General features: G+C 60.2%; 16 protein-coding genes. 15 read left to right on the top strand and 1 reads right to left on the bottom strand.

What is annotated here, in order from left to right:
- Positions 1-14: 14 nt before the first annotated feature.
- The 14 genes from ACLBWT_RS07295 (at position 15) to ACLBWT_RS07360 (ending at position 15,670) form a co-directional block, all read left to right on the top strand.
- The gene (locus ACLBWT_RS07295; protein WP_447662377.1) at positions 15-899 is read left to right on the top strand and encodes a carbohydrate ABC transporter permease; all 885 of its coding nucleotides are present in this window, start codon (positions 15-17) and stop codon (positions 897-899) included.
- Positions 893-1,783 (top strand): carbohydrate ABC transporter permease, encoded by an 891-nt coding sequence (locus tag ACLBWT_RS07300; protein WP_447662736.1) that lies wholly within the window; start codon positions 893-895, stop codon positions 1,781-1,783. The genes ACLBWT_RS07295 and ACLBWT_RS07300 overlap by 7 nt, the downstream gene beginning before the upstream one ends.
- Before the next feature lie 118 nt (positions 1,784-1,901).
- A complete protein-coding gene (locus tag ACLBWT_RS07305) occupies positions 1,902-3,599 on the top strand; it encodes a DUF4127 family protein (RefSeq protein ID WP_447662378.1) in 1,698 nt (565 codons plus the stop codon).
- 4 nt (positions 3,600-3,603) lie between these two features.
- On the top strand, positions 3,604-4,290 hold the full coding sequence (locus ACLBWT_RS07310) for an N-acetylmannosamine-6-phosphate 2-epimerase (protein WP_447662379.1): 687 nt from the start codon (positions 3,604-3,606) through the stop codon (positions 4,288-4,290).
- Between the two features lie 2 nt (positions 4,291-4,292).
- The gene (locus tag ACLBWT_RS07315; RefSeq protein ID WP_076358701.1) at positions 4,293-5,129 is read left to right on the top strand and encodes a MurR/RpiR family transcriptional regulator; all 837 of its coding nucleotides are present in this window, start codon (positions 4,293-4,295) and stop codon (positions 5,127-5,129) included.
- A gap of 129 nt (positions 5,130-5,258) precedes the next feature.
- Positions 5,259-6,182, top strand: coding sequence for an ROK family protein (locus tag ACLBWT_RS07320; RefSeq protein ID WP_447662380.1), 924 nt, complete (start codon positions 5,259-5,261; stop codon positions 6,180-6,182).
- Positions 6,179-7,780 carry an FAD-dependent oxidoreductase gene (locus ACLBWT_RS07325; protein WP_447662381.1) on the top strand — a complete coding sequence of 534 codons (1,602 nt, stop codon included), beginning with the start codon at positions 6,179-6,181 and terminating at the stop codon, positions 7,778-7,780. Before ACLBWT_RS07320 ends, ACLBWT_RS07325 begins: the two co-directional genes overlap by 4 nt.
- A 382-nt stretch (positions 7,781-8,162) precedes the next feature.
- Positions 8,163-9,293 (top strand): hypothetical protein, encoded by a 1,131-nt coding sequence (locus tag ACLBWT_RS07330; protein WP_447662382.1) that lies wholly within the window; start codon positions 8,163-8,165, stop codon positions 9,291-9,293.
- A gap of 468 nt (positions 9,294-9,761) precedes the next feature.
- Positions 9,762-11,210, top strand: coding sequence for a SulP family inorganic anion transporter (locus ACLBWT_RS07335; protein WP_447662383.1), 1,449 nt, complete (start codon positions 9,762-9,764; stop codon positions 11,208-11,210).
- A 237-nt stretch (positions 11,211-11,447) separates the two neighbouring features.
- A complete protein-coding gene (locus tag ACLBWT_RS07340) occupies positions 11,448-12,344 on the top strand; it encodes a hypothetical protein (RefSeq protein ID WP_447662384.1) in 897 nt (298 codons plus the stop codon).
- Between the two features lie 253 nt (positions 12,345-12,597).
- Complete coding sequence (pdaA, locus tag ACLBWT_RS07345) at positions 12,598-13,458, top strand: delta-lactam-biosynthetic de-N-acetylase (RefSeq protein ID WP_447662385.1); 861 nt, start codon at positions 12,598-12,600, stop codon at positions 13,456-13,458.
- A gap of 511 nt (positions 13,459-13,969) precedes the next feature.
- Positions 13,970-14,407 (top strand): SRPBCC family protein, encoded by a 438-nt coding sequence (locus ACLBWT_RS07350; protein WP_447662386.1) that lies wholly within the window; start codon positions 13,970-13,972, stop codon positions 14,405-14,407.
- Between the two features lie 3 nt (positions 14,408-14,410).
- Positions 14,411-14,782 carry an ArsR/SmtB family transcription factor gene (locus ACLBWT_RS07355; protein WP_447662387.1) on the top strand — a complete coding sequence of 124 codons (372 nt, stop codon included), beginning with the start codon at positions 14,411-14,413 and terminating at the stop codon, positions 14,780-14,782.
- 108 nt (positions 14,783-14,890) lie between these two features.
- On the top strand, positions 14,891-15,670 hold the full coding sequence (locus ACLBWT_RS07360) for a DsbA family oxidoreductase (protein ID WP_447662389.1): 780 nt from the start codon (positions 14,891-14,893) through the stop codon (positions 15,668-15,670).
- 641 nt (positions 15,671-16,311) lie between these two features.
- Here the strand turns inward: ACLBWT_RS07360 and ACLBWT_RS07365 are convergent.
- Positions 16,312-17,073, bottom strand: a complete 762-nt coding sequence (locus ACLBWT_RS07365) for a ZIP family metal transporter (protein ID WP_447662390.1) — start codon at positions 17,071-17,073, stop codon at positions 16,312-16,314.
- A gap of 552 nt (positions 17,074-17,625) precedes the next feature.
- Here ACLBWT_RS07365 and ACLBWT_RS07370 point away from each other — a divergent pair.
- Complete coding sequence (locus tag ACLBWT_RS07370; protein WP_447662737.1) at positions 17,626-18,258, top strand: TVP38/TMEM64 family protein; 633 nt, start codon at positions 17,626-17,628, stop codon at positions 18,256-18,258.
- The last annotated feature ends 40 nt before the right edge of the window (positions 18,259-18,298 follow it).

The raw sequence follows: 18,298 nt of genomic DNA on the forward strand, positions 1-18,298 counted from the left end.
GACGGTGAACTGGCATGCGCAGAAGAACCCTCGCTTCCGATGCGCTTCCGGCCTGGAGCTTCATGGCTCCGGGCCTTCTCGTTATCGGAGTTTTCGTTTTGTTTCCCATCCTGTACAGCATCCCGCTCGCGCTGACCAACTACTCGGTGCTCGGCGAGACGGATTTCGTCGGCCTGGACAACTTCGTCAAGGCGTTCAAGGACGACAGCTTCATCGCATCCCTGCGGAATTCAATGACGTATGTCATCGTCGTTCCGGTGCTGCAGCTGCTGTCGATTCTGATGGCGATCCTCGTCAACAGCCGCATACCGGGCATCAAGGCGTTCCGGGCGGCCTATTACATCCCGGTCGTCACCTCGATGGTCGCCGTCGCGCTCATGTGGAACTGGCTGCTCAGCCAGAACGGCCTCGTCAACTACATCCTGCTGGAGCTCGGCATCATCCACGAGAAGATCGGCTGGCTCTCGACCAGCTCGACCGCTCTCTACGTGCTCATGTTCATCACCTTGTGGAAAGGGCTCGGCTATTACATGATGCTGTATCTGGCCGGCCTCCAGGCGATTCCCGCCGATCTGTACGAGGCGGCCATCGTGGACGGAGCTACGGCGGCCCAGCGGATCCGGCATATCACCATTCCGCTGCTGCGTCCGTACGTCTTCTTCTGCAGCCTCATTTCCCTCATGGGGGCGATCCGCGTCTTCGACGAGATGTTCGTGCTGACGAGCGGTGGACCCGGCAACGCGACTCTGACCTCCAGCCTCTATATTTACCAGGAAGGCATCACCAAGCTGAATTACGGGTATGCCTCGGCGCTCGGGCTGATCGTCAGCGTCATTGTCGGCGTCGTCAGCATCATCGTATTCCGGGTCAATCAGAAAGGCGGGGTGAATCCATATTGATGAATCAACCGAGTATGGACCGCTCCGTCCAGAGCCTGGAACGGAATACCCGGCGCAGCAGGCAGCCGCGCCGCATTCTGACGCTGGCGGTCGGCTACCTGCTGCTTCTGCTGCTGGCCTTGTTCATGATGGGACCGTTTCTCTGGCTGCTCAGCGTATCCCTCATGCCGGGGAAGAACGTGTTCGCCTTCCCGCCGCCGATCTTCCCGACCTTCGTCAAGCTGACCAACTATACCGAGGTATGGGGCTTCATCAATTTTCCCAAGTACATCGGCAATACGCTGATCATCACCGCGCTCGGCCTCGCGCTCAACCTGGTGCTGTCGCTGACGACCGCCTATCCGCTGGCCAAAATGCGCTTCAAGGGACGCTCGCTCGTCTTCGCCATCCTCGTCTCGACGATGATCATTCCGTCGTCGACGGCGCTCATCGTCCATTACTTGACGATCGGCTGGCTCGGCCTCATCGGATCCTATATCGGCGTCGTGCTTCCGTCGGCCGTGTCCGTCTTCAACATCTTCCTGATGCGGCAGACGTTCATGGGCGTGCCTGACGACATCCGCGACTCGGGCAAGATCGACGGCGCTTCCGAGGTTCGGATCTTCCTGCGGCTCATGGTGCCGATGGTGAAGCCGGGCATCGCCGTCATCCTGCTGCTGGAATTCATGGCGTACTGGAACAACTTCCTGTGGCCGATCGTCGTGCTCGACGATCCCGGCAAGTATCCGCTCGCAGCGGCGCTGACGTATCTGAACGGCCAGTTCGCCTACAACTTCGGCTGGATCGCGGCCGGCACGATCCTGTCGGTGCTGCCGATCATCCTCGTGTTCCTGTTCACGCAGCGGTATTACATGGAAGGAATTTCGGGAGCGGTGAAAGGATAGACAACGCATGGATTCACGATGGCGCATGCCTCCTGTCGGAGGAGAGCGCATAGGGAAGGATGAGGCCTGCAGCACCCGGCCGAAGCCGCCATGCGGGAAGAAAGGAGCTGACGACGTTATGCATCCGACATCGGGCCCGAAGGCGAAGGTCGTATACCTGCCGCTGGACGAGCGCCCCTGCAACTACGATTTTCCTTGGCTGCTGTCGCGCGGGAGCGATCTGGAGCTTGTGCGCCCGCCGATGGAATGGATGGGCGACAAGAAGAAGCCGGGCCGCATCCGCGAGCTCGGCGACTGGCTGGAACGGGAGGCTGCGGACGCCGAGGCGGCGATCGTATCCATCGACACGCTGCTGTACGGCGGCATCGTTCCTTCCCGGCTGCACGGGCTTGGCGAGCACGAGGCCGCCGCTCCGCTGGAGAGGCTGCGCCGCATCCGCCAAAGCAATCCGTCGCTCAAGCTGTACGCCTTCCACCTCCTGATGAGATGCCCCCGCTATTCCAGCTCCGACGAGGAGCCGGATTATTACGGGGAGTGGGGACGGGAGCTGTTCCTGCTCGGTTATTACGGCCACCGGGAAAGGCTGGGCGAGGCTTCGGCGGAGGAGCTGGCCGAGCTGGAGGCTATCCGCAGCCGGCTGCCGGGAGACGTCCGCGACGACTACCTGCAGCGCCGGGCGGTGAACGCCGCCGCCAACCGGGCTTCGCTGGAGCTGGCGGCGGACGGCACGCTCGATTTTCTCGCGCTGCCCCAGGACGACGCCGCTCCTTACGGCTGGACGGCACTGGACCAGCAAGCGGTGCGGGAGCGGATCCGGGAGCTGGGAGCCGAGCTGCGGACGCTCATGTATCCGGGAGCGGACGAGGCGGGCTGCACGCTGCTCGCCCGGCTCGTCAACGCCAGGCACGATGCGGTTCCGCTCGTCTACCCGAGATATTCCAGCACGCGGGGGCCGCAGATCACGCCGCTGTATGAGGATCGGCTGCTCGGCGAAAGCATCAAGCTCCATATCCTTGCGGCGGGCGGCTTGCTTGCGGAGAGCGCTGCCGACGCGGATCTGCTCCTGCTCGTCAATTCGCCCGGAGACAGGATGGGCGAGGCGAACGGACAGCTGAGCCCGGATGCCGGCTATGATGTGCAGCGGAGCATAGCGGAGCTCGCGGAATACGGCCATTACGCGCTGAGCCGGCTGCGCAAGCCCGTAGCGGTGGCCGACGTCGCCTACGCGAACGGAGGCGACCTGCAGCTGCTGAGGCTGCTCGGCAGGAAGGGCATGCTGCCCCGACTGGCCGGTATCGCCGGCTGGAACACGAGCGCCAACTCCATCGGCACCGTGCTCGCGCAGCTGATGCTCTATGACCGGTTCGGCTGCACGAGCAGCCACCTGGACTTCCTCGGCCTGCGCATCGCGGAGGACTACGGCTACTGCTCCGGCGTTCGCCGCCAGCTCGCCGACGGGCCGATCAAGGAGCTCGGCATGGACTATTTCGCCGTGGACGGACAGAGCGGCCGGGCTGCGGCCATGGTTCGGGAGGAGCTGGAAGGCTTCCTGGAAAGGGAGCTGGCTGGAAGCGGGCTTTCCGTGACGATCTTGGATTGCCGGATGCCGTGGAGGCGGATGTTCGAGGTGGGGCTGTCCGTAGCAACCGGGATCGATGAAAGGAAGTCCGATGCAGCCGAGACCGATGCGGCCGAGGCTGTCCCGGCGGAAGAGCGCAGGCCGTCGGAATATTCGGCTGCCGGGCAATACGGCATGCAGGAACCGTCCATGGAGCAGGCGGCTTCAGCCGCCGACAACAACGAGGCAAGGGGATGACGGCATGACGTCTTTTTGGGGGAAGGTGAAAGGCGGGCTGATCGTCTCCTGCCAGGCGCTGGAGGGAGAGCCGCTGCACGGAGCGGGCATGATGGCGAGAATGGCGCTTGCGGCGGAGCAGGGAGGAGCCGTCGCCATCCGGGCCAACTCCGTCGCCGACGTGGCGGAAATCAAGAGCGGGGTGGCCATACCGGTCATCGGCATCATCAAGCGCGATTATCCCGGCTCTCCGGTCTACATCACGCCGACGATGAAAGAAGTGGATGAGCTGGCGGATGCTGGGGCGGATATGATCGCGTTCGACGCGACGCTCAGGCAGCGGCCGGGCGGCGTCACGGCGGAGCAGCTCGTCCGCCATATGCACGGCAGGGGAATTCCGGCGATGGCCGATATTTCCACGCTGGAGGAAGCGCTCGAAGCCGAGCGTGCAGGAGCCGATTGCGTCTCGACGACGCTTGCCGGCTATACGCCTTATTCGAGAAGCCTCGACGGTCCTGATTTCGAGCTGGTGGAGAAAGCGGCCTCCAGCCTGCGGATTCCGGTGTTCGCCGAAGGGCGGATCAGCGATCCGGGCCAGGTAGCGAAGCTGCTCGGCCTGGGAGCCTGCGCCGTCGTCGTCGGATCGGCGATTACCCGTCCCCAATTGATTACAGAGCGGTTCGCCGCAGCCGCGAGAAGGAGTGTCCGCTAGAGATGGATCTGAGATTGAAGGTTGGTTCCTATTATCCCTCCTTGACGAAGTCGGAGCAGAAGGTCGCCGATTACGTGCTGAACGCTTCGGAGGATATCATCTATCGCTCGGTGACGGAGCTCGCGGAGCTGTCCGCCGTCGGGGAAACGACGGTCATGCGGTTCTGCAGAGCGATCGGCTTCAAAGGATACCAGGATTTCAAGCTTGCGCTCGCCCAGGATTACAGCCCGCGCAGGCAGCAGGAGAGCGGCGGGCATTCCGATGCCACGCCGGATGATTATGCGGAGCTCGTCTACAGGGAGACGTCCTCGATTCTGGCCGATACGATGAGCCTGCTCGACCGTGCCAAGCTGGAGGAAGCGGTAGCCCGCATGGATGCGGCCGGCTACGTCCAGTTTTTCGGCGTCGGGGCTTCGGGCATTACCGCGCTGGACGCCAAAAACCGGCTGCTGCGCATCGGCAGGCGCGCCGAAGCTGTGGCGGACGCCCATTTTCAGGCGATGATGGCCGTCACGATGGGCCCTGGAGACGTCGCATTCGGGATCAGCCTCAGCGGCAGCACCCTCGACACGGTCGACATGCTGACCAAAGCCCGGCAGCAGGGAGCCTACGTCATCGCCGTGACCAATTACGCCAAATCGCCTATAACGGCGGCGGCCGATCTCGTGCTGCTCACGGCGGGCAAGGAATCTCCGCTTGAAGGGGGCTCCATCGGAGCGAAGATCTCGCAGCTTCTGCTGATCGACATGATCTGCGAGGGACTGGCCCGGCTCGATCTCGCCCGTACACGGGAGATGAAGGAGCGGACGGCCAAGGCGGTAATCGAACGGATTTATTGACCCTGGACGGCCAAGGCGGTAATCGAACGGATTTATTGACCCTGGACGGCCAAGGCGGTAATCGAACGGATTTATTGACCCTGGACGGCTCTGTCTTCGGCATGAAGGCTTGATCACGGATGATCGGAGGTGGGCGGGATCGCGACGCTGGTAGGAATTGATATCGGAGGCACTTCCATCAAAGGAATCGCAGCGGATCATCGAGGGCGTGTTCTGGAGGAGCTGTCGGTGCCGACGGAAGCGGCCCGCGGCAGGAAGGGAATCCTCTCCTCGCTGGACAATCTGGCGGCGCTGCTGCTGGAGCGGCATCCCGAGTCCGAGGCGATCGGAATCGCCAGCGCGGGCCGCATCGATGCGGGCAGCGGGGAAGTCGCCTATGCGACGGACAACCTGCCCGGCTGGACCGGCATGCGGCTCTCGGAGTGGGCCGGACTTCGCTTCGGGCTGCCGGTAAGGGTGGATAACGATGCCAATGCGGCGCTGCTCGGCGAATGCTGGATCGGGTCCGGAAGAGGGCTGCGAGATGCGGTCATGCTGACGCTCGGCACCGGAGTCGGAGGAGCCAATCTTGCCGGCGGCAGGCTGCTGCGCGGAGCCCGCTGGGGAGGCGGAGACTGGGGCCACGTCGTGCTCGTGCCGGGCGGACGTCCATGCAACTGCGGCCGCCGCGGCTGCGCGGAGATGTACCTGTCGGGCACGGCGCTCATGCGCGATGCCTCCGCGGCTTTCGGCACGATCGGGCCCGAAGGGCTGATGGAGCGGTACCGGGCAGGAGATGCGGCCGCCCTGCGGCTGCTTCGGAATTATGCGGGGATGCTGGCCGTATTCATCGGCAATCTGGCCGCCGCCCTCGATCCCGAAGCCGTCCTGCTGGGAGGCGGCGCCGCGGATTCGCTGCGGGAGTGGCGGCCGCTGCTGGACGAGGCGCTGGCCTTGGAGGGCGCGAGGATCGAGGTGCGTCCGGCTCTGCTCGGCACGGCGGCAGGCTGCTGCGGCGCCGCAAGGATGGCGCTGGATCTGATGGGAAGAACGACGGAGGAGGAGACGGCATGAAGATGCAGGAGCTGGAAGCCGATGTGCTGATCATCGGCGGAGGTCTTGGAGGGACGGCCGCGGCGCTGGCCGCGGCGCGGGAAGGATGCCGGGTCATCCTGACGGAGGAGACCGATTGGATCGGCGGGCAACTGACTTCGCAGGCGGTGCCTCCCGACGAGCACCGATGGATCGAGAGCTGCGGCTGCACGGCTTCGTTCCGGGAGCTGAGGGAGCGGATCCGCGCGTATTACCGGGACAATTACCCGCTCACGGAAGCGGCCCGGGCCAACAAGCTGCTCAACCCCGGCAACGGCTGGGTCAGCCGCCTGGCCCATGAGCCCCGCGTCGCGCTGTCCGTATTGGAGGCGATGCTGGCTCCATACGTCAACAGCGGCAAGCTTCGGATTCTCAAGGAAACGGCCGCCGTCAGCGCAGAGACGGAGGGAGACCTGGTCTCTTCCGTAACGGTCGCCTGCCGCAGGACGGACCGCCGCACGGTGCTGCGCGCGCCTTATGTGCTGGATGCGACGGAATGCGGCGATCTGCTCCCGATGACGGGGACGGAATATGCGGTCGGCTCGGAATCCCGCAGCGAGAGCGGCGAGCCGCATGCGCCGGAGACGGGCGATCCGGAGGATGTGCAGGCGTTCACCCATGTGGCGGCATTGGAGTACATTCAGGGAGCGGATTTCACGCCGGAGAAGCCGCCGGAAATGTATTCGTACTGGAGGGATCTCGTCCCTCCGTTCTCCCCTTACCCGCTGCTGAGCTGGTTCGCGACCGATGCCAACGATACGACGAAGAAAAAGGAATTCACCCTGCTGCCCAACGACAAGGGCGTCACCTCCTTGTGGGATTACCGCCGGATTCTGGATCCCCGCCATCTTGCGGCTCCTCTCTATGACGGAGATCTGTCGCTGCTCAACTGGGCCCAGAACGATTATTATCTGGGCACGATCCTGGACGTTCCTCCGACCGTCAAGGAGGATCGGCTGTATGCGGCGAGGCAGCTGACGCTGTCCGTCGTCTACTGGCTGCAGACGGAGGCGCCGCGGCTCGACGGGGGCAAGGGCTGGCCTGGCGTGCGGCTGCGGCCGGATGTGCTGGGGACGAAGGACGGCCTCGCCAAGTCCGTCTACATCCGGGAATCCCGCCGCATCAAGGCGCTCCAGACGATTACGGAGGCCGACGTCAGCAAGGAGATGCGCGGCAGCGAGGGCATCCGAAGGTACGGGGACAGCGTCGGAGTCGGCAGCTATCATCTCGATCTTCATCATACGACCGTGACCTACCGGAGCTTCTACATCCCCAACTATCCGTACGAGATTCCGCTCGGGGCCCTCATCCCGGTGCGGATGAACAACCTGCTTCCCGCCTGCAAGAACATCGGGACGACCCAGATTTCCAACGGCTGCTACCGCCTGCACCCGACGGAGTGGAACATCGGCGAGGCTGCCGGGGCGCTCGCCGCCTATTGCCTTCGCACCGGGCTGCGGCCGCGCGAGGTGCGCGGAGAAGCGGAGCATCTGGACGGCTACCAGGAGCTGCTGGCGTCCCGCGGCGTGGAGATGCACTGGCCTGAGGATGTGGAGAAGGGGGTGGTCGAGGGAGCGTGAGGCATGCGGCTTATGCGACTTCAGCCCTCTTGAGAAGTTTCTGCTGCCGCGAGCAGGATAACGGGCTGGAGAAGGCAGCGGTCCTGCCGCTTGGACGGAAGGAATATGGAGCAGGATTACAGCTGGGCGGGTGAATGACGAGAGCTGCAGGAGATGAAACAGGAGCAATCATTAGGCGCGCAAAAAGTTCAGGCTGCGAAAAGAAATAGGGAACGAGTCCGTGAAGATTTCTCGGGCAGGCATGAAACCGGATGAAAAAGGGAAATGAAGGAAGAGCAACATGGACGATTGGGACACTGGACAATAGGGTCGCAAACCCTTCCGATCCGCCGCTGAAGGAAGCCGGGCTAGAAAACCCATGATCGAACAGGAGGAATTGTTCATGAGATCACATGGTCAAAAGCTTGCGTACAGCCTCGTTGCCGCCAGCCTGCTGCTGGGCGGAACGGCAGCCGCTTCGCCGCCCGCCGTTCCCGAATCGGGAGCCGGCCTGCAGGCGATGGCGCAAGACCAGCCGTTCGTTACCGTTCCGATTGAATCGCTCAAGCCTGCCCAGGCCATGGAGAAGCCGGTGCTGACTCCAACGGGCGGCCAGCTCATCCTCAGCGATTCTCCGGAAATGCCGACCGTACCCGGAGCCTATTATCGGGACACGGTTACAGGCTCCTTCCGCGTCTTTTACCATCATCTCAACAATACGGGAGCGCCGCTGCAGATCGGCGCCGCGGTGACCAATACGTCGGGCTACACGGTCAAGCTGTATGAGGAAGGCTCCGGAGCGGGAGTGGACTACTACCCGGACGTAGCCGGCCAGATCGCCCTGGCCGCCTTTCTCAAGGATCGCGGCTCGAAGCGTCCGGTCGCCGTGCTGAAGCCGGGGGAAACCTACTGGCGGACCGCGGAGGTGCCCGCGACGCATACGCTCAGCGGCTTCCTGCAGCTGCGCGCGGAATCCGCTTCCGGCGGCGCCGCGCCGGTGACCGTCACCACGCTGGGTTATGCGATGCGGCCGGCCGATCCGCTCGCCGAGCCGGTGCTGCCGCCCGACCGGCATATCCGCGGCACCTTCCCGCATTACGACCGTACCGGCACGCTGGTCTACAAAACCTCTGCCGGCAATTCCCTGCTTCGGGTCGATTCGTCGCCTACCGGCCAGTGGGCTGACTTCATGCCGGGAGAGTACGAGCAAGGCGTGGACGCCACGAGCGGCGCCGCCGTCCTGAACCCCGGCAACTACGGAGTCATCTACGACATGTCGGTCGAGATCGAGAACGACAGCGACGAGCGCCGCATAGTAGGCGTCTATCTGAACCCGTCCGGAGGATCGGGCCATTATACGATCGGCTGGGGCGGCAAGCTGCTGAATTCCGGCTTCCTGAACTACACGACGGCGTGGCAGCTCTCCGAGTTCAATGTCGGGCGCAAAGGGAAGACGGTTCCGTCCCGGCTCAGCCTGACCGGCGGCTCGGCGGGCCCGCAGACGCTTTACTTCACCAACCGTCCGGTCAAATAAACAAGAAGTCCCCCTCGTCAAGCAGGCGAGGGGGATTTCTTCGTTATTCTTCCTCTTCGGTCGACGACATGGAGCCGGCGCCGGCTGGTCGCGGGATGGAAAGCACCCGCGCAGTGAAGGCGATGACGAGACGCTGGCCGGGCGCTATCGTGCCGAGCGGGATGCCGGTCTTCAGGTTGCCGCCGGCACCGAGCGGCCGCCTACCGTTGCGCTGTCAGGCACGAGAGCGAGCGAAGGGGAAAGGTCGTCTGTCAGGATGGCTTTCACCGCGGTGAAGCCGCTGTTGTTCTCGTTGACTCCTCTAGGTTCATTTCTTTTTTAAACCCTCCTGCCCATCGACGAGGCCAAAAAAACCTTCAATTCGATCGGAATCTTCCGTATAATGCTTACGGACGAAGTGCATCGGAACCCGGCTTTTCTGAGACTGGAAAGTCGCCAAAATCATTTTGCAGGAGGTCTAGGAAAGAATTGAAAGCAGCAAACTGGAAAAACGAATGGTTCACGGATCCCAAATCGAATCTGCTGTCGGGCATCACCGTCGCTCTGGCACTGATTCCGGAGGCGATCGCATTCTCGATCATTGCCGGCGTACATCCGATGATCGGATTGTACACCTCCTTCATCATCGCCGTCGTCATCTCCTTCTTCGGCGGGAGACCCGCGATGATCTCGGCCGCGACCGGCGCGATGGCGCTTCTCATGGTCAACCTGGTCCGCGACCATGGACTGGAGTATCTGTTCGCAGCCACCGTCCTCTGCGGCATCATCCAGATGGCGATCGGCTATATGCGGCTGGGCCACTTGATCCGCTTCGTGCCGCACTCGGTCATGAACGGCTTCGTCAACGCGCTCGCGATTCTGATCTTCACCGCGCAGCTCGTTCATTTCCGGGGGCAGGGCTGGCTCATGTATGCGCTGCTCACCCTCACGCTCGCCATCATTTACGGCCTGCCGAGGCTGACCAAGGCGTTCCCGTCCGCGCTCGCGGCGATCATCATCGTCTCGGCGATCACGATGGGCTTCAAGCTGGACGTCCTCACCGTCGGCGACATCGGCAACATCACGAGCGCGCTGCCGAGCTTCCATCTGCCGAACTTCGTTCCGAATGTGGACAACCTGATGATTATCCTGCCATATTCGGTCTCGCTTGCTCTGGTCGGATTGCTGGAGTCGCTCCTGACTTCGAATATCGTCGATGACATGACCGACACGACGAGCAGCAAGAACCGTGAGGTCAAAGGCCAGGGCATCGCCAATATCGTGACCGGATTCTTCGGAGGGATGGCAGGCTGCGCGATGATCGGCCAATCGGTCATCAACGTCAAATCAGGCGGACGGACGCGCCTGTCCACGTTCACGGCGGGCATCTTCCTGCTCGTTCTGATCATGGTCCTAAGCAGCGTCGTCAAGGAGATTCCGATGGCCGCGCTCGTCGGAGTCATGTTCATGGTATCCTTCGGAACGTTCAACTGGCGTTCCCTGACGGAGCTGAAGCGGATTCCGATCGGCGACAGCATCGTCATGGTCGTGACGGTAATCATCGTCGTGATGACGCATAACCTGTCCTACGGCGTCATGGCCGGTGTCGTCATCAGCGCCTTGATTTTCGCCCGCCGCATCTCCGCGATGAAGGTGGAAGGAAGGATGGAAGGCGGCCGCAAGCGCTATTTCGTCACGGGCCAGCTATTCTTCGCCACGACGACGGCGTTCGGACAGCAGTTCGATTATGGTGATGATCCGGACGAGGTCGTGATCGACTTCGGACAATCCCATGTATGGGATCATTCCGCCGTCAACGCAATCGCCAAGCTCGCGGACAAATACGCCGCCGCCGGCAAGCGCGTCGTGCTTGAAGGCCTCAACGAGCAGAGCCGCACCCTCGTCGACCGTATCGGTCTGGGCAGCGGAGCCCACTGAGAGAATGAAAAGGACTGAACCCAGCCGTTCGAGCTGCCGATGCTCAGTCCTTTTTCTTTTTTTGCAGCAGCGGAGAGCGAGCAGCCGAAAAATTCGTCCAGCTCGGCCCGTTCTTCGTTCATCCGGTTTCGATTCAAAGCCGGCTTCGCGGGTCTCATCCGCGATGCCGGCTTTTTCCATTCGCCTGTAACCAAGAGTTCGTCCCGCTCGTCTTAAGGAGCGGAGGTGTAAACCCACATGAAAAGAAAATCGAAAACGTTCGCGCTGTCCAGCGCGGTTCTGATGCTGATGCTCGCAGGCTGCGGCGCAGGCAATGCTCCGGAAGGCGCGGCTGGCGGCGAAGCAAGTCCTTCGCCGGAGGCAAGCCCCGTCGTATCGGCTTCGGCGGCTCCGACTCCAGCCCCGAGCGCCGAGCCTTCGATCGCGCCGACTGCCGCTCCGGTTCCAGAACAGGCGGAACATCGAAAGTACGGCATCTATAACGGAGCGGCCGATCCGCATACGGTCGAGATCGAATCGGATGGGAAGCCCCAGGCTTATCAGCTCGCGGAAGGCGCCAGTACGGAAGGCATTGTCGAAGGAGGCGAAGTTTTCTTCATCTATAAGGAGCAGCCGGTAGAAGGAGATGCTACCGTGAAGCAGCTGATTCTCACCAAGCTGGTCAAGGCGAAAACCTTCAAGCTGAGCGTGCAGACGGCTCCAATGGAGAAGCCGGCCGCCCTCATGCAGGGCAAGGGATTCGGATTGTATGTTTTCAGCGCGCTTGATTTCGATCGCGAAAAAGGCATCCTCTCGTTCGGCGATCCGGCACAGGGATACAACCTGCAAGCTTCCATCACGCCCTATGCTTCCGATTACAAGACGGACGATCTGAAGGAAGAAGCGCGGAAGGAGTTCGCCGGCACCGGGCTCGCCGAAGTTCCGAAGGAGAAGCGTCCTGAACCTTTCCGCGATGCGGCGGTCTTCCTGGAGGGGAGCAATGAATCGCTTCTTGTGCAATATATAGCCAAGAAATACGGCGGCCAATGGTTCGTTTTCAAAGTAAACACGAACCAGACCGAGGACGGCGGTATTTTCTCCGACTATGTCTACACGAGCTTGAATTCGCTTGAGCGCTCTCCGAAACCCGATTGATGCTTGCTGAAACGGAAGTTATGCACAGATTTGTGCACACTATGAACAGGTTTAAAAGCCTGTAATATGAAGAAATTGAAAAAGTTGCTCACTTATCCACAAATCAAGTTATGCACAAGAGGATACATGTTTCGATGTGCGTTCATGAATTGTTGCGCAGTATCCCCTGGAACTTTCGGAACGCATAATTTTCCCGCTTCCTGCACATACCAACCCGGTATGCGAACTTAAACAGGCAGGAGGCGGACGATGAATGAAAGCCCGAATCAAAGCGGCGGGAGCGGCCGGCTGCATGCTGGCAATGCTTGTTCTTTCCGCTCAGGCAGCGGGAGCCGCTGCCCCTGAGCAGCTGTCCAATCGGAATGCCGCCGTCCCTGAGCACAATCAGGAAGCGGCGGCAGGATGGAGCAAGCCCTACCATTTCGGCTTCAAAAAAAGCAAAAACGGCCAGCTGCCCTCGATAGCCGAGGAGGGCTTCATGCCGATGCTTGAGAAGCATAAGGCCATTTTTCTCGGCAATACGGCCGAGAAGGAGCTGTATCTGACCTTCGACAACGGGTATGAGAAGGACAAGCTTACGGCGCAGATCTTGGACGTATTGAAGGAGAAGAAGGTTCCGGCCATTTTTTTCATTACGGGCCATTATGTCAAGACGGAGCCTGATCTCGTCAAGAGGATGGCATCCGAGGGCCATCTGATCGGCAACCATTCCTGGAGCCATCCCGATATGAGCACGCTGCATCCGGATGCGGTCAAGCGGGAGCTGGATGGTGTCAAAAAAGCGGTAGCCGACCTGACAGGCTTCCGGGAAATGAATTATCTGCGTCCTCCTAGAGGCATTTTCAGCGACCGCATGCTGGAGGTGAGCAAGGAGGACGGCTACACCAATGTGTTCTGGTCGGTCGCCTACAAGGATTGGGATACCTCCGCGCAAAAAGGAGCGGAATATGCCTACAGCAACGTAATGGGCCAGCTTCATCCCGGTGCCGTCCTGCTGCTTCACGCGGTATCCAGGGACAATGCCCAAGCTCTCGGACGCATCATCGATTCGGCGCGAAGCCAAGGCTATACGTTCAAAAGCCTGGATCAGCTCACGCAGCGGACTTATCGCTGAAGCCGGAAGCGTCCTTCCGCTGAAGAGGCTTGAGGGCAAGGTTAAGGGCAAGGTTAAGGGCAAGGTTATCGGCAAGCCATAACCTTCCGGGACAAGCGCAAAGATGGGTCAACCCGTTTTTTCGGGTTGGCCCTTTTCCGTTTTTCAGGCATCGGGAAGGCACATTCGTTCAGGTTCTTGGCAGCTCTTCGTTGTTCGATTGTTGCCGGCAGCTCTGCGTTAGATTGTCCGGCAGCTGCGTTGATATGGATTGTTGCTGCCGGTTAGGCAAATGCTGAGGCTCCTTATAGACGTAGATGGATCTGTTGATGGTCAATAGCTGAAACCGGTGGAGATCAATTCATTTATCAAGCGATGGGAATCTGCGCATCTACTCAAGCGATGGGAATCTGCGCATCTACGCCCGGGGATGGTGGGATTGATTTGCAGTGAAATCCATTTGTCGAATTAGGATACCATATGGTATCCTAAAAATGAAATGAAACTCATACGCAAAGAGGAGCTGTATCTCATGACCGACAACAACATGCAGCCGGGCCGGTCGCTGCCCGATATCCGCCAGACCCAGATCATCAATGCCCCCATCGCTCTCGTATGGGAGAAGGCGGCTACTTCCGAGGGCATCGCCTCATGGTTCATGCCCAATACGTTCACACCGGAGGATGGAGCGGAGTTCATTTTGCATGCGGGTCCCTTCGGAGATTCCAAATGCAAAGTAACCGAGCTGTCGCCTCCTCACCGGTTGAGCTTCGCCTGGGGAGAACAATGGTCCATCACGTTCGAGCTGCGCGAGCTGGAGCCGGATGTGACGGAATTCACCTTGATCCACTCCGGCTGGCTGGAGGAAGGAAGGACGGAATTCGGACAGCCTCACAACCAGGTGCGGGGCAACATGAACGGCGGCTGGGACAAAATGGTTCAGAAGCTCGCCGGCATGTTCGTCTCCTGACGCATGGAGGCGAAGGAACAGCGGCATGACGTGTTTCAGGCGATAGCGGATCCGACTCGCCGGGAGCTGCTGCAGCTGCTTCGTACGGGGGAGGAGCTTCCGCTTAAAGGCATCACTCCTCATTTTTCCATGACAAGGGCTGCCGTATCCAAGCATCTGCATATTTTATCCGATGCAGGACTTCTCCATGAACGGCGTGTCGGGCGCGAGACCCGGTACCGGATGAATCCCGATCCCCTGCTGGAGCTTCGGCGCTGGCTCGCCTTCTTCGAACGTTATTGGGACAACAAGCTGGGCATGCTGAAGATGATTGCGGAGACGGAGCATGATGCAGCTGGCGAGAAATCGGATCGGCCGGCCGCACAGGACGGGTAATAGGACAGACCGTTCGTTTGATCGATGAAACCCGGCTATGCTATAATAATGTAACTTACTTAGTTACAGTTAGTTGAGACGGATTTGAAACAACGGGAGGAAGGCAGCATGAAGGTAGAGATTTGGTCCGACTATGCATGTCCGTTTTGTTATATCGGCAAGAAGAGGTTTGAGTTGGCTCTGCAATCGTTCCCGCATCGGGACAAGGTCGAGATCGTTTACCGCAGCTTCGAGCTGGACCCGAATGCCAAGCACGTACCGGGTACCAGTGTTCATGAACTGCTGTCGCGCAAATACGGATTCCCATTGGAACAAGCGAAGGCCAGCAATGCGAACGTCGGCAGCCAGGCCGCCGAGCTCGGCTTGACCTTTGATTTCGACGCGATGAAGACGGGCAATACGTTCGATGCCCACCGGCTGATGCACTGGGCATCACAGCAGGGCAAGGGCAACGCCCTTTCCGAAGGGCTGTTCCGTGCTTACTTCGAACAAGGACGGCTTCTCGAAGACCGCCAGACGCTGACGGAGCTTGCGGCTGAAGCAGGGCTGGATGCGGCGGGAGCGGCAGAGGTTCTTGCTTCGGATCGATTTGAGGCCGAGACGAGGAGAGACGAGCAGGAAGGCTCCGAGCTGGGCATCCAGGGAGTTCCTTTCTACGTCCTGGATCGCAAATACGGCGTTTCCGGCGCTCAGCCTCCATCCGTATTCCTCCAGGCGCTGGAGCAGGCTTGGTCGGAGCGCGCAGCCGCTGCCGCTGATTCCGTACAAGCCGGAGCTGCCGCAGGCGAGGATTGCGCGGATGGAGTCTGCGCCGTTCCTGCAGCAACGGGCGATGGGGACGCCTGCGACGACGGGAGCTGCGTTGTCCCGGACCCAAGCGGCAAATAATAAAGGCTGAAGAGGCAAGCTGCGATAGCAGCTTGCCTCTTCTTTGTTGCGGATATGCAGGCAGCTGGCGTGTTTGGAGCGGGCATGAGACGCATATGAAATCATATTTAAACCCGCTGACACTGCATACCAGACTCCAGACTCCAGACAGCAGACAGCAGACACCAGACAGCAGACACCAGACACCAGACACCAGACACCAGACACCAGACACCGGCAGATACAAACCACACGAGATACCCGTACCAGACATTTGGCATCCAGCATCAGGCACTAAACACTAGACGCCAGACCATATCATAAGCTTATTCGGGTAAAGGCTGCTCGATCGGACATCAGATCCGTTATTTGGACGAAATTGGCGAAAAAAGGGATTTATCGGACATCAGATCCGTTATTTGTCCCATTTTCCGTCATTTTGAGCCTGTAACGGCAGAATAACGGATCGTATGTCCGATAATCAGCCGAATCGCGGCTAAAGGAGCAAATAACGGATCCTATGTCCGAAAGAATGAGCGATGGGTCTCATTCGCAAGAAAGCTCTTTGAAAAAAGTCGTGCTTGCTTCACCTCGCGCCCCTACGCCCAAATGAATAGCCAAACAGCATATGGCCGTGGCCGCGAGTCGTATGTTCGTCGGATTCAACCAAGCGCGTGGGTCAGCGAGATCATCGTCAGAAGCCCGGCGATGAACGAGAGTGTGGCGGTTCTTGCATGTCCATCCCCGTGGCTCTCCGGAATAAGCTCCTTGTACACGACGAAAAGCATGGCTCCGGCCGCGAAGGCGAGGCCGTAAGGGACGACCGGCTCCATGGCTGCGGCAAAGCTGCCTCCAAGGAGAGCCGCAATGAACTCCAGAAGCCCGGTTCCGACGGCCATGAGGACGGCGTAAGCGCGTTTTGTACCCTGAGTAATCAGGAACAGTGCCGTCAGGAAGCCTTCCGGAATATTCTGCAAGCCGATGCTGACGGCTACAATCGGTCCGAGCTGGATTTCACCGCTGCTGTAGCTGACGCCGACAGATAAGCCCTCCGGCAGATTGTGCAGCGCCATGGCGGTGAGGAAGAGCGATGAATTCCGGTCCAGGCCGAACCATCCGCCGCTCTGCGAGTGCAGCGGCTGCGGAAGCTCGCCGTGGACGGTGTCGGTATGCGGAATGAGCAGTTCCAGCAGCATAAGCACGAATGTGCCGAGCAGGATGCCGATCGTAAGCACGCCTAGATTGGACAGCTTGAGAGCGCTTGGGATGAGGCCATAGGTCGATGCGGATACCATGATGCCGGCAGTGAAAGTGAGCAGTACGTCTTTGCCGCGATGGGTCATGGAGCTGATGAAGAGGGCGGGCAGCGCGCCGACCGCAGTGCACATGGCCGTGGCCAGCGACCCCAGCAGGATCGGATTCATAGCCATTCTCCTTGCTCCGGCGCAAAGCCGGGAAAGTTCATTCAATTCCGGTGGAAAGGTCCACCATTGAAACTATTGTTGCCCCCGTAAGGGGAGTAGTCAACTATTATGGAGGCAGCGGCAGCCGATTCCTTCCATCCCGTCGATCTCGATGACCTGCCTGTCGGCTCCAACGTCCATCCCGTCCGTCACGATGATCAGCCTGGCCAGCTCCGACTTTCATCGTTCCGCCTTGATTCTCTACCGCCCGGCCTCGACATTCCGTTCCGACCATGCTCAGCTTCCCTTCCGTACGCCTCTTCTCCCCATCCCTTGAGTTCATTACCATGAACGGTTCGAATCTGCGAACACTTCCGTCAACCTGCCGCGAGGCTTCGCCATAAAGTATGCCGCTCACGGGCGGAACATGTTTGTCCTGCTTGCCTGGACTTTTTCCCTTCGGCGCCAGGCGGGACTTTATTTCCTTGCCGCTTGCCGATACAATGGGCATACTGAATAGGATCATCCTGCCAGCTGCAACTTATGCAGCTAGAGCCGGCCAAAGGGGCATCGATTATGATATCCGACCTGCTTGACTATATGACGGAAGAAAATCTGCACCGGCTGCTCGGAGAATACCGTTCCTACGGACCGCTCCCAGGCATCCTTCTGACCTTCCTGAAATCGTTCGTTCCGCCGCTTCCGACGATTCTGATCGTCGGCGTCAACGCCGCCGTATACGGCCTGTGGCCCGGCTTTTTATACTCGTGGATCGGCCTGGTGGCCGGCTGCATGGCTACATTCCTGCTGGTGCGCACCGCGGCCGGCCACCGCATCGCCCGCCGCTGGGCTGCGAAGCCCAAGGTGAAGGCCAGCATGGACTGGATTCGCCGCAACGGCTTCAGCTACGTGTTCGTACTGAGCCTGTTTCCGGTCGGTCCGTTCGTGCTCGTGAACATGGCCGCTGCCGTATCCCGCATGAGCGTGCTTCGTTTTCTGGCCGCCGTCGCCGCCGGCAAAGCGGTCATGGCGTTCGCCGTTTCCTTTGTCGGCCATGACATCGCCCGCTTTTACCGGGAACCGCTCCAGCTCGTCTACGTGGTCCTGTTCATCGTGCTCTCCTGGTATGTATGCAAAAGAATCGAAGCCCGCTTCATGCGCAAAGAGGCGGCTACGGACGGAGCTCAAGCCGCAGGCGGAAATTAGTTCACGTACTCCAAGCACCCTGACAATCAGTTGTCAGGGT

Source organism: Paenibacillus sp. D51F, assembly GCF_053345695.1.

Excerpts from the sequence above, each read along its gene's own strand:
- ACLBWT_RS07310 (WP_447662379.1), top strand. The coding sequence starts at position 3,604 with ATGACGTCTTTTTGGGGGAAGGTGAAAGGCGGGCTGATCGTCTCCTGC.
- ACLBWT_RS07295 (WP_447662377.1), top strand. The coding sequence starts at position 15 with ATGCGCAGAAGAACCCTCGCTTCCGATGCGCTTCCGGCCTGGAGCTTC.
- ACLBWT_RS07360 (WP_447662389.1), top strand. The coding sequence starts at position 14,891 with ATGAAGGTAGAGATTTGGTCCGACTATGCATGTCCGTTTTGTTATATC.
- ACLBWT_RS07325 (WP_447662381.1), top strand. The coding sequence starts at position 6,179 with ATGAAGATGCAGGAGCTGGAAGCCGATGTGCTGATCATCGGCGGAGGT.
- ACLBWT_RS07355 (WP_447662387.1), top strand. The coding sequence starts at position 14,411 with ATGGAGGCGAAGGAACAGCGGCATGACGTGTTTCAGGCGATAGCGGAT.
- pdaA (WP_447662385.1), top strand. The coding sequence starts at position 12,598 with ATGAAAGCCCGAATCAAAGCGGCGGGAGCGGCCGGCTGCATGCTGGCA.
- ACLBWT_RS07315 (WP_076358701.1), top strand. The coding sequence starts at position 4,293 with ATGGATCTGAGATTGAAGGTTGGTTCCTATTATCCCTCCTTGACGAAG.
- ACLBWT_RS07350 (WP_447662386.1), top strand. The coding sequence starts at position 13,970 with ATGACCGACAACAACATGCAGCCGGGCCGGTCGCTGCCCGATATCCGC.
- ACLBWT_RS07340 (WP_447662384.1), top strand. The coding sequence starts at position 11,448 with ATGAAAAGAAAATCGAAAACGTTCGCGCTGTCCAGCGCGGTTCTGATG.
- ACLBWT_RS07330 (WP_447662382.1), top strand. The coding sequence starts at position 8,163 with ATGAGATCACATGGTCAAAAGCTTGCGTACAGCCTCGTTGCCGCCAGC.
- ACLBWT_RS07305 (WP_447662378.1), top strand. The coding sequence starts at position 1,902 with ATGCATCCGACATCGGGCCCGAAGGCGAAGGTCGTATACCTGCCGCTG.
- ACLBWT_RS07365 (WP_447662390.1), bottom strand. The coding sequence starts at position 17,073 with ATGAATCCGATCCTGCTGGGGTCGCTGGCCACGGCCATGTGCACTGCG.